Source organism: Bacillus sp. SRL543 (assembly GCF_984799205.1).
Window position 1 is genome coordinate 3,604,232 of record NZ_OZ481794.1, and the last position, 14,541, is coordinate 3,618,772.

General features: G+C 43.3%; 10 protein-coding genes. 3 read left to right on the forward strand and 7 right to left on the reverse strand.

Annotation, left to right across the window (positions count from 1 at the left end; translation table 11 throughout):
- Position 1 precedes the first annotated feature (1 nt).
- The 5 genes from AC4E8B_RS18510 to AC4E8B_RS18530 form a co-directional block, all read right to left on the reverse strand.
- Entirely contained in the window at positions 2 to 1,042 is a 1,041-nt protein-coding gene (locus AC4E8B_RS18510) for a type IV pilus twitching motility protein PilT (protein WP_490214780.1), read from the reverse strand.
- Positions 1,043 to 1,053: 11 nt separating this feature from the next.
- Positions 1,054 to 2,715 carry a GspE/PulE family protein gene (locus AC4E8B_RS18515; protein WP_490214781.1) on the reverse strand — a complete coding sequence of 554 codons (1,662 nt, stop codon included), beginning with the start codon at positions 2,713 to 2,715 and terminating at the stop codon, positions 1,054 to 1,056.
- Positions 2,716 to 2,739: 24 nt separating this feature from the next.
- The gene (locus tag AC4E8B_RS18520; protein ID WP_490214782.1) at positions 2,740 to 4,119 is read right to left on the reverse strand and encodes a G5 domain-containing protein; all 1,380 of its coding nucleotides are present in this window, start codon (positions 4,117 to 4,119) and stop codon (positions 2,740 to 2,742) included.
- A gap of 20 nt (positions 4,120 to 4,139) precedes the next feature.
- Entirely contained in the window at positions 4,140 to 4,898 is a 759-nt protein-coding gene (locus AC4E8B_RS18525; RefSeq protein WP_490214783.1) for a PRC-barrel domain-containing protein, read from the reverse strand.
- Between the two features lie 78 nt (positions 4,899 to 4,976).
- Positions 4,977 to 6,272 (reverse strand): hypothetical protein, encoded by a 1,296-nt coding sequence (locus AC4E8B_RS18530; RefSeq protein ID WP_490214784.1) that lies wholly within the window; start codon positions 6,270 to 6,272, stop codon positions 4,977 to 4,979.
- A gap of 229 nt (positions 6,273 to 6,501) precedes the next feature.
- On the opposite strand from AC4E8B_RS18530, the gene AC4E8B_RS18535 reads away from it, so the two are divergent.
- From AC4E8B_RS18535 to AC4E8B_RS18545, 3 genes are read left to right on the forward strand one after another with little or no spacing between them, the layout of a single operon-like run.
- Positions 6,502 to 7,017 carry a type IV pilus modification PilV family protein gene (locus AC4E8B_RS18535; RefSeq protein ID WP_490214785.1) on the forward strand — a complete coding sequence of 172 codons (516 nt, stop codon included), beginning with the start codon at positions 6,502 to 6,504 and terminating at the stop codon, positions 7,015 to 7,017.
- Complete coding sequence (locus AC4E8B_RS18540; protein WP_490214786.1) at positions 7,001 to 7,606, forward strand: PilW family protein; 606 nt, start codon at positions 7,001 to 7,003, stop codon at positions 7,604 to 7,606. Before AC4E8B_RS18535 ends, AC4E8B_RS18540 begins: the two co-directional genes overlap by 17 nt.
- On the forward strand, positions 7,596 to 9,587 hold the full coding sequence (locus AC4E8B_RS18545; protein WP_490214787.1) for a hypothetical protein: 1,992 nt from the start codon (positions 7,596 to 7,598) through the stop codon (positions 9,585 to 9,587). Before AC4E8B_RS18540 ends, AC4E8B_RS18545 begins: the two co-directional genes overlap by 11 nt.
- A gap of 52 nt (positions 9,588 to 9,639) precedes the next feature.
- On the opposite strand, the gene AC4E8B_RS18550 is transcribed toward AC4E8B_RS18545, so the two are convergent.
- Positions 9,640 to 12,501 (reverse strand): VWA domain-containing protein, encoded by a 2,862-nt coding sequence (locus tag AC4E8B_RS18550; protein ID WP_490214788.1) that lies wholly within the window; start codon positions 12,499 to 12,501, stop codon positions 9,640 to 9,642.
- Positions 12,502 to 12,697: 196 nt separating this feature from the next.
- The gene (locus AC4E8B_RS18555; RefSeq protein WP_490214789.1) at positions 12,698 to 14,422 is read right to left on the reverse strand and encodes a sensor domain-containing diguanylate cyclase; all 1,725 of its coding nucleotides are present in this window, start codon (positions 14,420 to 14,422) and stop codon (positions 12,698 to 12,700) included.
- Between the last annotated feature and the right edge of the window lie 119 nt (positions 14,423 to 14,541).

The following is a 14,541-nucleotide window of genomic DNA, read 5'->3' on the forward strand; positions in this document are numbered from 1 at the left end:
ATCAATTCACCTTTTCCTGGAGGTATGGCATGGCCGCCTCCTTGGATACTTTTCCTGACTGCACGAGCTCGTTAATGCTTGCATCAAGAGTATGCATGCCCTGAGCCCTTGAGGTTTGCATGATGTTGGCAATCTGATGGACCTTTTCATTGCGGATCAGATTGGCCACTGCCGAATTATTGATCAGGATTTCTGTTGCAGCCTTGCGCCCTTTCCGGTCGATGATAGGGAATAGGCGCTGGGATACAATTGAAACAAGTACAGAGGCAAGCTGTATCCTGATCTGTGCCTGCTGGGATGGCGGAAACACGTCGATGATCCGGTTGATCGTCGCTGGTGCACTTGAAGTATGAAGGGTACCAAAAACGAGGTGCCCCGTTTCAGCTGCGGTTATCGCCGTCTGAATTGTTTCAAGGTCACGCATCTCCCCGACCAATATGACGTCAGGATCCTGCCTGAGGGCAGCCCGCAAGCCATTAGCGAAATTATTTGTATCAAAACCCACTTCACGCTGGTCAATGATGCAATTGCCATGCTTATGCAGATATTCAATCGGATCTTCAAGCGTGATGACATGCTTCCTCATATTTTGATTCATATAATCAATGATGGAAGCCAATGTGGTAGATTTTCCGCTTCCTGTCGGGCCTGTAACCAGTACCAGTCCCTGTGGTTTTCCTGCTATCTTCTTGAGAATATTCGGCAGCTCCAGCTCATCTATCGTTGGGACTCTTGTCGGCACTACCCTGACGGCCAATGCAATGCATGAACGCTGAAAATAGGCATTGACCCGGAAACGGGATACCCCCTGGACACCATAGGAAAAATCGAGTTCTCCTTTTTCCCTGAAGCGTTCCCACATATTTTCCGGGATGATGGCTTTAGCCATTGACTCTGTATGTGCAGGAAGCAGATTTTCTTTGCCATATCGCTTCAGCTCGCCATTGATCCGGAATATGGGAGGCACTCCAACGGTCAGATGGATATCGGAGGCTTTCAATTCGAAGCCGGCTCTTAAAAGAATATCAATTGCTTCAGTCATGATCATTGCTCCTAATCAGGTATGGCGACACGAAGGACTTCTTCTGTCGTCGTAATGCCTTGTTTTACTTTCAGCAGGCCATCATCAATCAAAAATATAGTCTTATTCTTAATTGCAAGCTCACGAAGCCTTGTAAAGGATTCCCCATTCATGATAACCTTTCGCATTTCATCATCGATCACTAGTACCTCATGGATGGCAATCCTGCCTTTATAGCCTGTCATATTGCAGGAAGAACAGCCTCTGCCGCGCTTGATCGTTTCTACCTTCATGCCGCGCCGCGAAAAGATTTCAATCTCTCTTTTTGTAGGCGCCTGAATTTCTTCACAATCCCGGCATACACGCCGGACAAGCCTTTGGGCAACAATTCCGCTGAGCGAGGATGCTACCAGGAAAGGCTCTACTCCCATATCAAGGAGCCTTGTTATTGAACCAAGCGAATCATTCGTATGCAGGGTGCTCAGAACAAGGTGGCCTGTCAGAGAAGCCCTGATGGCAACCTCTACTGTTTCTTTATCCCGGATTTCCCCAACCATGATGATATTGGGGTCCTGTCTCAGGATGGCCCTCAAGCCTTTGGCAAATGTCATCCCGACATTGGAGTTCACCTGGATTTGATTGATGCCTTCGAGCTGATATTCAACAGGATCTTCGACAGTGATGATATTGACTTCTTCGCTGTTCAGCTGATTAAGCGCTGCATAAAGTGTAGATGATTTCCCTGATCCTGTGGGGCCTGTCAACAGGACAATGCCAGTCGGCTTATTGATCATGGAAGTGAAACGGTTCAAATTAAGTTTGTTGAACCCAAGCTTGTTCATGTCATTCAATGAGCTGCCCAGGTCGAGCAGACGCATAACGATTTTTTCGCCGTACACTGTCGGCAAAGTTGATATACGGAGATCGATAGGATGGAAATCCAGATTTATCTTAATTCTGCCATCCTGCGGCACTCGGTGCTCTGTTATATCAAGGTTGGCCATGATTTTGATCCTGGCTGTCAGCACGCTTTGCATGTGCTTCGGAAGCACTCTTTCTGTCCGGAGCACCCCATCAACCCTGTACCTTACTGCCACCTTTGTTTCCTGAGGGTCAATATGTACATCACTTGCTTTCATGGAGGCAGCGTTCCCGAGGATTTGATTGACGAGCCTGACAATCGGTGAATCCTCGTCGGCGATTTTATCATCCTGCAGTTCTTTTGTGCCTGGTGAAGCATCAAGCAGCTCTTCAAAGCCTTCGTCCATATCATAGTACTTATTAATGGCGCGGAGGATATCATCCTTCGTAGCAATGGCAGCCTCTACATGGAATCCGGTTGACAGCCGCAGGTCATCAATCGTGTAAAAATCCATAGGGTCAGCCATGGCGACGAAAAGCTTTTCCCCCTCTTTCTTTAAAGGGATGATCAGATTTCTCTTCGCCAGGTCTTTGGAAACCATACTGAACAGCTTTACATCAAACGGATAGCGATACAAGCTGACATGCGGAATTCCAAGCTGGAATTCAAGCACTTCAATCAGCTGCTGTTCTGTAATATAGCCCCGCTGCAGGAGAGCGTCCCCGATCCTTTGATCCTTGTGCTTTTCCTTCAGCGCCTGCTGCAGCTGTTCTTCCGATATCAGACCTGAATCAACAAGCAAATCTCCTAAACGCCTTCTTGTCTGTTTCATTGATATCCCTGCTTTTTCTTCGTATTATTTGGCTGCTTCATTCGGCTTTCCCCAAAGGCTGTCAGACTCTGTATCAGACTGGCTGGATTCGTCTCCGTTTTGAGGACCGGCGGGCTTTTTACCGGATTCTGCATCATTTGAAGAATCCTCAGGATCTGGATCTCCAATCGCGCCGTTCTGTTCTTCCGGAAGCATATCCGCAGTTTCTCCATTGTTTTCCTGTACGCTGCCTCCGTTATTCAAGTTAGCAGACTCTTTAACTGTTAAACTATGAATGATGACTGTATGTACCGGAAGATAAAAATCTTCTGAAATGGCTTCTGTTTCAATGATGCTCCCATCGCTGTCTACTGTATCCCGGTAGACCTTGATCAGCATCCCGTCCACTCCTTCAACAGCGGTCCTTTGTTCTCCAAATCTCAGCTTTGCATCAAATTGGACGACAGTCTTCGGCTTAAAGGCTTCCTTGTCCTTTAATTGGATATTATAAGAATAAACAAAGCTCTGTCCCTTAAGGGCTGCATAGAAGAGGTTGTCATTATACGAAAACTCAAGAATGTACGCCTGGTCATTGGGATTGGCAATAATTAAATCCATGTTTTTGTCTTTGCTGACCTTCGCTTCAAACCCTGGTTCTGCATAATCGGGAAGATTTCTTCCGATATGGCGCTCAGCAAAAGTAAAATTGGTCGGCATAACAGCTTTATAAATGGTGCTGGCTACAGCACCGAGAGATTGTTCATTGTAAGTAACATTGCTTTCTTCCAGGAACTCAAGCAGGGAAAAGGTTGATTGCGGCAGAATTTCGATTTTCGGAAACCTTTTGGCCCAATCAGCCAGATCCTTTGCCGTTTGTTCATCCTTCAAAACAGCCTCCGACAGCGTTGCCGCATCTTCCTGAAGCGGAAGGTAGTTTTCAAGCTTAATGGCATGTTCTCCAGACTGAAGCGCTGACGGATACAACAAAAGGTCTGACTTGAACCTTGAAAACTCAAAGCTTTCCGAAGCTAAATCAGGAGAAATCCCAGCCAGAATATCCTTTACATCTGCTTCCTCAATATTGGCAATCAAAAGATTTTCTTCGCCAGATACTGCTGAGCCGACCGTTTGTTCCAGATCGAAAGTAAAGAGATCTGAAGGCAGGCTGGCTGCCTTCTCTTTATATTTTAGAACCAGCTTCGTGCCTCCGACCCACTCCGCAGTTTTGCCAGCCAGTTTTTCCATTGCACCAGAATGATCAAGTCCCGATATATCTGTATCGGCAATGATAGTGCCATTTTCAAATGCTTCATTTGGATTTACAGCATTATTGAATGCCAAAGCTCCAAATTTTGAAAATGAATAGATGTAAGCCGTACACAGAATTAAAACGATTGAAAGCTTTACTATTTGTTGAGACTTCACAGCAAGATGCCCCCCTTGCATTAGGCTTCGACATTCATGGATAATTCAACAACGATATTAGGGCCTTCCTCTTGAGCATTATGAATAAGTTCTTTTGTTAAAATCGTTCCCTTGCTGATGATCACTTCACCGTCCAAACCGTATATATCCTTCAGGACAGCTTTTCCAGTAAGAAGTTCAACCTGCTTTTCCTTTAGAAGCTGGACTTCTTCATCGATCTCGAAATTGCTGCGAGCTTCAGTGGCTTCCTCGTTTTTATATTCGTGCGCAGCCTGGTTCGGATCAAGAAGGGCTGCATCAGTTAAGAAGCCATCAGCGGCATCTTCTTTTACAATAATGATGTCCTTGCCATATGTTAATACAAAATCAGAACGCAGGATTTGTTCAGTGCTGCCGGTCTTAATGTCCATTCCAAGGATATTGCCTGTCTCATCATCCACATAGAATTCGGAAATTTCGCCGATCAATTCCCCTTTTCGAGTCATGACCTTTGTATTGGTAATCCTGATTTTTTTGTTTACAAGCTGATTGGCAATCGGGATTTCATTCAGGTCTATAACAGCATTATCGCTTTCTACCGTTACAGCATATTCACCAATACCGACCACCTTTTTAAAGGGAATGGCTTTGACGCTCACTTGCCAATCTTCGTGCTCAATGGTCAGGAAATCAATAGAGCCTTTTTCAGGATTAATGACTAAAGATTTTACTTTTCCTACTTGCTGTCCATCTGAAATACTGATAATCGGGAGACCCGTAATTTGTAAACTCGTTTTCAATTTATGTCACCACACCTATATTTTAAATTCGTTACATTCATAACAGTTATATTACAGCTTTTTTCCTCAAGCAACACTCTATTTCGACAAATATATTTTTTGTAAAAAATGGATTTCCTGTAAAATTACCGGAAATTCTTTGTATTTTGATTCCAAATCATCCAGCAGCAGCTGAAGCTTTTGATATTCTTTTGAACCTGCATAGTGCTTAATGAGCAGACTTGCAAATGTATAATAATCAGAAAGCGGAAGGCTTGGGCTTAAACAGCTTTTAACCATCTCTTCATATTGACTCATTCCAATAACATTTTTAGATGCTTGCAATTGAGCCAGCAGATTGTGAAGAAGCTGATTCTGCAGCATTGCCTGTTCATTTGTTCCTCTATCGTTCAATTCCTCAGAATCAAGGTTTTCATATGGAGCATCGCTGTTTTCCAAGGCTGGGTCCAATTTTTCAAAATCGGTTAATATAAGGCCGTTATTTTCCTGGGCAGGGTCTTCGTCATTATGAACGGCAGCTTCATAAGAATATTCTTCTGCCTCTTTTGCCTCAAAAAGTAATTCTGCCTCAGCTTGTCTGTTTAACTCATAAATCTCTTCAATAGTGTCCCCTGTGCTAATTGGAATATCAGATTCTTCGTTAACAGATGTTTCTTCCTGCTGCACAAATGGAATATCACTTATTTCTTCGCTGTCGTTTCCTCCTGGCAAGTCAGTCTCTTCAGACATCAGCTTTTCTAAATCTGCCATATATTCCGGAACAGGAAGATCTGATTCCCCTATTTTGGTCTCTTCCTCTTCTTCTTCCTCTTCAGCCCCTGTTAAGCTGAACTCGAGAATAGGTTCTATTTCCTCATCATCCTGTAAGCCTGATTCATATAATGCTAGTTCTCTCTCGTTTTCAGAGTTGATGTCTGCTAATGGAGTAAGTTCCTCTATTTCCTCAGCAGATTCAAGATTTCTTCCTGAAAATAAATCTTCCAGATCTTCTTCTTCCAACCCGGCACTGAAATCTGCCGATTCACCCTGTTCGCCAGCTTCCTCCATAACCGGTTCGGTTTCAATTGGAAAATCCGGCGCAACTTGTACACCTGCTTCCTCTTCTGCAGCTCTTTCTAAATCAGGCTCAATCTTCATAGCAGTTGACTCTTCATGAGGATAACTGAAGCCTATAAAAGGATCTTCTTCTGTTTCAACATCAGAATTAGAAGAAAACAAGGCATCAGGCATTCTGCTTCCCATGAAATAAGCAGCCGCCAGCACTAAAACGAGCAGAAGCAGTATAATCTGCCACCACAGAAAGCTTGCTTGTGCAGCAACCCCCATTAGTGCAAACAGCAGGGAAACAGAAATAGTAATCATCTTGCCTTTCAATGTCAGGCCCATAGGCAAGAAATAAACAATTGGGATGAGCAGCAATAGAGAAATCATTGCAAATATATATGTGCTCAAAAACACTACTCCTTTCAGTAGTAATTTAGTCCTATTGAACTTTTTGCTTTAATCTCCTTTTATATTTCACTTGTCTTTTTCGACCTATTAAGACAATTATAGCTATAAAATATTGTATAATATAAGAAGAAAGAATGAAAGAAGGGTCTTTATGAAACTTAAAAAAATTATAAATAGTTCCAATGGACTAACCCTTGTTGAAGTCCTCCTGTCCCTTACAATCTTAAGCATCGTTCTTTTAGGCTCAATGAAATTTTTCACACAGGCATACAGCTATACCAGCGGCAGCCAAAACAAAACTGCTGGCATTAATGTAGCAAGAAATGCTTTGATGTACATAGAAAATGAAAGTTTTATAGAAATCAGAAAAAAATTTGTTGATGATCCTGCTGAGAATATGAAGATCACAATTTGCGATGTGAGCTACAGGGGAGAATGGAAAGATGGAAGCAACCTGCATTCAACTGAGGCTGAAGATGGTCAAAGCTGCACGTCTACTCCGATAGTAATTAATAATGTAGAATACGATGTTACAATTGCGATGCCAGAAGGACATGTTGCTGAACCTGCCGCATCCTCCATCCCGCTTAAGGCCACTGTAGAATGGGAAGGCAACGAAACGCCAGTCGAAATTGAAGGAGCCATTAAAAGTGAAGATCTTCGATAATAAAGGTTTTACCTTATATGAATTGCTCGCTGTTCTAGCAATAACAGCTATCGTATTGCCGGTAATATACGGCGTTTTCTCTTCAGGCATTAAGCTTTATAACAAAATTCAGGTCGAAGGGCAGCTGCGTGATGATGCAGACTATACCTCTACTATGATTATGAATGCTTTCTATTCCTACCCATTTGATTATGTTAAAAGCTGCGGTGATGGATGCATCGAGCTGGTCAATTCAACCTCTACCGGAGTAGACAAAGTTAAAAACAACAGCAATGGGGCAACATTTTATGGGGTGTACCGCAATAAGAAAAATACAATCGAAACCTCTGTGAGAATCGAATTGACAGAAAAGGATACAGAAGATGGAACATTGCGGGTTTTCGAAATTGACGGAAAACCGCTTGAAGTAGAATCTGATTTTAAGAACTCAAAGCTTGTTTATAACTGTGCTAATGAGGCTGAAGAGGCTGCATGCGGAAAGGGCATGGTCAATCTGGACTTCAGCCTGGATAATCATCGTCTGGAAGAAGCTCTAGACCTTCACAGCAAATTTGGTTTTTCTGCAGGAGGGCCGCCTGATGAAGAATGAACAAGGAAATGCTTTAATTACCGTTCTGCTCATTTCCCTTATATTCACTATTCTGGGATTGAGCATTATTGCTTCTGCCATTGGAGGTGCCAAAAGAACGGAGACGAGGGAATCGGACATCGACTTAACATACAGCAGTATAAAAGTGCTTGAGAATATGACTGCTGACCTTTCCCGCTCCTTGTCAGCTTTGGATTTGGAAGATTATATGAATTATGACAAAAAGGAAGTGGAAAGCGGCTATAATACCCTGCTGAACAGTATTTTAGAAGATGTGCTTGAAAAAAGCAGGGCTGAGAACGCAGCACAGCTTGAGTGCATCAATATTGTAGATATCAGCGAAGGTTCAGAAGTTCCGATCGATCCTGCCGTTACCTGTGGGAAACAACTCTCTTTCGATCAGGCCGACTATGCAATTGAAACAAAAGCTGATTTTACCAGGGTACTTGATTTAGTTTTAGTGACTAATAATCCTCAGGAAACAGAAGGCGAGATCTCCCGTACCATCAAAAAGCGGATCATTCTGTCGCCGCTGCCAAGCTTTTTAAAGTATGCGGTCGGCTCAGAGTCGGATGAAGAGGATTCCGGCTTATTCTTAAATGGCTCCCCTAATATCGTTGGTAATACTTATGCGAACAGGCTGTATATCGACGAGGACGCTCACTATGAAGATGACGGGGGAACAGAGAAAAGACATGGAACACCAATGCCTTCCCTAATGGGGGATTTGTACAGCAGTTCATCCCATCTGCTTGACATTGTTAAAGATGAAGATAATTTCTACAAAGGGGACACCCCTCCATTAAAGCATGACAGCCAGTTTTTCAATATTGATTACGATAAAACCTTCAGGCAAAGTCTGCGGGATATGCTGAAGGATACTGAAATCAGCCCATCCGTCGCTGATGAAGGGACAAGCTTTAAAGAAAAACTCAGAAGCGAAATTTCCGCCTTGCCTGTAAGGGCTTATGAAATTACGGAGGATGGCTTTGTAAAAGTGATTGAAGGGCAAAGCAGTCCATTATCTACTCTCGGTGATAATATAACTCCTGCCGCTGGCAGTTATATTATTGACAGCAGTGAACAGGGACTTTATATATCGGACGACTTTAAGATATATGGAAATCTTGTGGTCATGAGCACACAAAACCCGATTACCTTCGCCGGTAAATTGATTGTTGAAGGAGACCTTTATCTTACCAGCTATCAAAATCTAACGTTAATGGATAATGTATATGTAACAGGTAAAACCTACATTTTGAACTTAAATGGAAACCTCGATATACAGAAAAAAGTCATATCTGCAGATTCAATAATGGCCGAGTCCCATGAAGGAGCCAAATTAAAAGCAAAAGGCGATATACTGACAGGGGAAAGCCTGACCATTCTGCCTTCCAATACTTCTATAGAAATTGGAGAAAACATCATCGCTGCCGATAAATTTACAGTTAAAGGAGAAAACTCTGATGCCGTCCAGGAAGACGACGCCGTGGAATTTGATTCCGTTGTTTATGCAGGGGGGAAGGCTTCCATTTCTAATGCAAATATTCTAGGTTTATCGAAAGATGGTGAGGAACAGCAAATCATCTTGCTGGCCAAAAAGGATTTAATGATTACAAGAATCGATGAATTTAATAACTATGATGATAAAAATGAGGATGCTAAACCTTATCTTCCTGAAAATGATTCAAAGATCAAACCGCTAAAAGGATTTTTCTATACTGAAGAAAATGCTGTGCTATATGGAGTAGGATCGCTGTTTTATATAAACGGCGGAATTTTTGCCAAGGAGAATCTGACGATTAATGCAATCCGCGGAGAAGTTGGTTCAAATATAGATAATCTGCCAACTTCAACACAGGAAGGGAAGTTCTCCAGATTTGCAGTAAAATACGACCAGGATGTACTTCTAAAAAGGATTGAATTATTACCGCTCGCTGAACAGCTGCAAATATTCTCAGATGAACTGCTGGTAGAATAAGAAAAGGTGCTGCACTTGCTGCAGCACCTTTTCTTGTACTTCATAAATTTATTTACCAGCGTCCTCCGCTGTCTGAACCGTCATTTCCAGATCCATCCGGATTGACTACTTCAAACAGAGCCGAAGCTTTTGGTTTGGATTTATCCCTTTGTTCCTCGGCAACAGCTGAAATAGTTAAATAGCCAATATCCTTCGCTTGTAAATAGAACTGGTCTCCAACTTGAGTTATCTCTATAGTTAAGTTCTGCTTCTTATCGATCGGACCATTCGGTTGTTCATTTGAAAATACATTAACTATTTTTTTCTTTGTAGCTTTTTCTGGATTGAATATCAATAGTGATTCAATATTGACTTTCTTATTCTTCTCCAGCTTATAAACGGCTTTCTTAAATTTAATCTCTTCAAGGGCAATGTATGGATCTTTGACGATTATTTTGACCCTTTTTTCGAGCTTTGATCCATCAGTCGTTTTGACGATTAATTCTGTTTCACCCTTTTTATGACCATAAACAGAACTATCTCCCACCAGGCTTGCTATTTCGGTATCTGCTATTGATATCTCCAAATTTTTATTGGTTGCATCCACCGGCAGGATTTCTACTTTGTATGCTGCTGTTTTATCTATTTCCACTTCAATTGGATTAGGTGAAATGCTGATAGATTCTATTCTTTTCTCAATTGTAAGTGTTTTTGTAACTGGCTGGTCAGTAGCCGAAAATCCCCCAACTGCTTTAATCATAATGGTGTTTTCCCCAGGCTCTGTCAGAAGGATGTCTTCATCTGGTGAGAACTCTTTCCATTCAGTTGTGCCTTTTTCGTTTATGATTTTGTAATAATATTTAACACCCTGGCCTGCCACCAGCTTTGTCAGTTTAACGTTGACATGTTCATTCACCTTGTCGCTGCTGTTATATAATTTACCCGTGTCTGCACCTTTCATTTCATAATCAAGGACCAGATAAATTGTAGCCTTGCTGCCATCACTGTATATAACTTCAATTGATTTATTGTTATCAGTGAAACGCATATCCATGATTGGCTTATTAAGCAGCCCCTGATCATTCGGGAAGCCTGTCTGCGCCAGCTTTTTCCCATTGTCGCTAAGGTCTATCTTGCTGATGATCCCTGCTGCATCACCATCATACGCCTGCTGCTTTGTCGTGTCCTTCAGCCGGACTTTCATATTAATGACCTGGCTTGAAGCCGCGATTGTCGTCTGCTGGTTTCCAAAACGGCTATCCTTATAGTATAAAACAGCAGCCGGCATTTTGACATTGCTGAGCGCCCAGTCGCCCTTCAGCTTGAAAGCTCCTGTCACTAGCTCAGGTGTAAAACGGCCATTGCTGTAGCCGACCGAATTTGTTAAAGATAATTCAATCGCTTTCCGGCCGTCCGGAAGATCGATGGCTGCTGCTCCTGCTGAGTTTACCAGTGAAACCCCTTCAGGAAGCGGCTGCACTATCCTCAAATTTGTCAGCGAGCCTTTTACAGTATTGTTGACAAGGCCAAACGGATTTAGCGAATACTGCACTTCAAATTCATTTGTCTTCTCACTCGACCCGCTCATTTTAATAAGGTTGTCAGGAGTGTTGATTGTCCCGCTAAGGCCCATGGTCCCTTTGAAGCCAGGTGGAGCGTCAGCTTTCACCTCAATTGTCACTGAGCCATGAGGCTTTGTGATTTTACGCCCGCTCAAATCTGTATAAACCATGCTTATATTATCAAAAGTATAAATACCCAGATCTTTAAAACTCAGCGGGAGGTTTAAATCTATAGGCTGTGGTGCATTCTGATTTATTGGATACGGCAGATTGAACTTGATGCTGGCGAAGCCGTGTTCATCAATTCTTGCTCCGGTGCCTTCAATCAAACTTACCTTATTGCTGTATTCCTTCAAATCTACCTTTATCTCCCCGCCGATGGCTGGCGTATCCATGTCAGCAGAAATATCACGGAAAATGGAAGCAATATTTTCCTGAGTTGCTTGCCTGGCCGCTACACCTGTTACAGACGAAAGGCTCCTCAAATAATTCATATCAACCTCAGTGTTATTGCCAAAACCTATGGAAAAAAGCTTTATATCCTTCTCTGCAAGTTTTTGGGCCATATTGACTCCATGGGCTCTTATACTGTCAACGGTTTCGTTAACTGTTTTGCTAATAGAAGTCTTTTGACTGCCATTATAAAAATAAACTGAGTTGCTTAAGTTAGGCTTTTGCCCATATATTTCATAATGCACTTCCTTCACTGCTGATACGTTATCGCAGCCCCAGAAAATATATGCACAGGATCTGTAGGTAACCCTTTCATTCACGTTTGAAAACGTCGGCTCCCCATCCGTCATAAACAATACATATTTATTATTAGTGCTATTCCCAAACATACCTAAAGCAGCATCCAGAGATTGCGTATAGTTCGTCCCTCCAACTGCTGAAAGGCTATTAGAATTGGAGTTAATCAGGTTAAGGCTGGCTACATTATTGTTGGGAGAAAATGTGACAACCTTCCCTGTTTCAACATCATCATCGAACGGCACAAAGCCAAACCGGTCATTTGGCCCGGCATTTTCCTTAAAAAAGTTCACAGCTGCCGTCATGGCATCTTTGGCGCTCTGGAACTTTTGCGGATTCTTGCCTGAGTCATTCATCGAACCCGACTTATCAAATACAAACACTACATCAATCGGGTCGCGGTTGGCATTTGTGGCTTTGCCTTTGGGCGTCAGGTGGAAATCGATGCTTCCCTCGGCATTGCCGTTCTGCGGTTTGACGATGACAGATTGCGATGCCTTTGCGCTAAAATCCACCCCTGCCTCTTCTGCTGCCATTGTGTCCTTTCCTGTATAGGAAAGCATAAGGATCAGCAGCTGCAGCATCAGGATGGCAGATATAGCTTTATTATATTTCCTCATCATGTTCCCCCTTTCTCATTTTCCTTTATATAAAACTCTCAGATGTCAGCTGTGTCATTTTTACTATTATTATACCAATTTACCTATAGATTCCAAAGCTTTATCTTGCGGAATTTATCATATTTTGCAGTTTGATTCTTCAACACAGGAACTTACAAAAAAGAGGAACAAATAAAAAAATCCCTCACATGGGATTTTTCTATTTCACATACTCCGCCACCCGATTCCTCCCTGCCCTTTTCGCGCCTACATACAAAGCGCGGTCGGCATGGCGGATGAGGGCGAGCGGATCATCTGCATCCATTGGTGCAGAGGCGACGCCGATCGAGGATGTGATGCTGACAGGGAGGCTGGAGCCGTCTCCGTCCATATGCTGGCTGATGGTAAAAGGCTGGGTGGCGATGGCAAGGCGGATGACTTCGGCCAGTTCAAGAGCATCCTGCTTTTCCGTGTCAGGGAGCAGGACGACAAACTCTTCTCCGCCATATCGAGCTACAGTTCCAAATGGCTCGGTAAGCATGGAAAGCCTTTCTGCCAGCTCGACCAGGATCTCGTTCCCGCTCTGGTGCCCAAAAGTATCATTGACGCTTTTGAAATGGTCGATATCCAGGATGATGAGCGAGAGGACGCTCCTTTTTCCAGCTTCCATCTCAGTGAATTCTTCTGCAAGAAGTCCGTCAAAATAACGGTAGTTATACAGCTTCGTCAATGCGCATCGTTCGCTGTTTTCCTTCGTCCTTTCATAGTTCCTTGCATTTTCAATGGCGACGGCAAAGTGGGAGCAGAGGATGTCCACAATCATCAGCTGATATTTCTCATAGGCCCTTTTCTTTCGGGAAGCGAGAAGGAGAACGCCGACAACTTTGCTTGAGCGGGCGATCGGGACGCAGAGGACGCTTTCGACCTCTTTCGGCATATAGCCTTTGGCAGCCTTCTTCCATTCTTTTTTCGTGCTGAAAAGGGCAGCTTTCCCTGTCGCCCATACAAGCCCGCTGATGCCCTCATTTCTGCGCAGCGGAAGTGCTGACGGTGCAGTCCTCTCTCCATCCTCTACCTGGTAAAGAAGCTTGAGCTCCGACTCATCGACCACATCGAGGATATACGCATAGTCAACCGGCAGCATGCCGATCAGCTTTTCGATAAAAAGCTCCATCACTTCATTCCTGTTGAGGCGCTCAGCAAGCTGATGGCCGATTTCGGCTGCTTTGTGCAGATAATCGTTCACCTTTTCACTGGAATTATAGAGTCCAAGGATGATAGACAAACTGGCGAACGGGACGCCCACAAACAGGATGGATAATAGCCCCACTTCACGATAGAGGATATAAAGCATGAATCCAACTGGCAGCGTCATAAGCGATGTAAGCGACTCCCATATAAAATCCTTCCCGAAGAAATCTGTTTTCTGCTTGTGCAGGAAAAAGAGGATCAGGGAAAGGACAAGCTGATTCACAACATAATAGACAATCGGATACAGAATGGACAGCCATAAGGATGGGCCGTGCTCCATCAGGTCGGCTCCCTGCTTCCCGCCAAGGGAATAATAGAACACCCCGCTTATAAAGGACACCACAAAGAACATGAATGAATTGAGCGGAAACCTGTAGGTCTGGCTTTTCGTTAGCCTGAGCTTCAGGAGGAGAAAGATGACTGAAGCCTGTACAAGGAGCAGCTCGATAAATATGCCGAAAGATAAAAAAACGGCAAATGCCACCCACTGCAGCATGAACACCGGTACATTATTGATGATGATCGGCATGGATGACACAAAAAACATCAGCAGCATAAATGCCAGCACATCAATGTTCAAAGCCCCAGGCTGCGGGGGATAGAGGGTATAGGTAAGCCAGACTCCGGCAGGCACAGTCAGCGCCCAGATGATCCATATGTATTTTATCGCTCCCTGCTTAACCATGATCTCCATCCTTCCGCCTCAAAAACCCTAAATATATCCAAACTGGTAGAATAGTCACAAAATAAATATTATTGTATCAAATTTCCAAATATTTGTCACTCTAATAATGCGCTGCTCCGCCAAAGTAT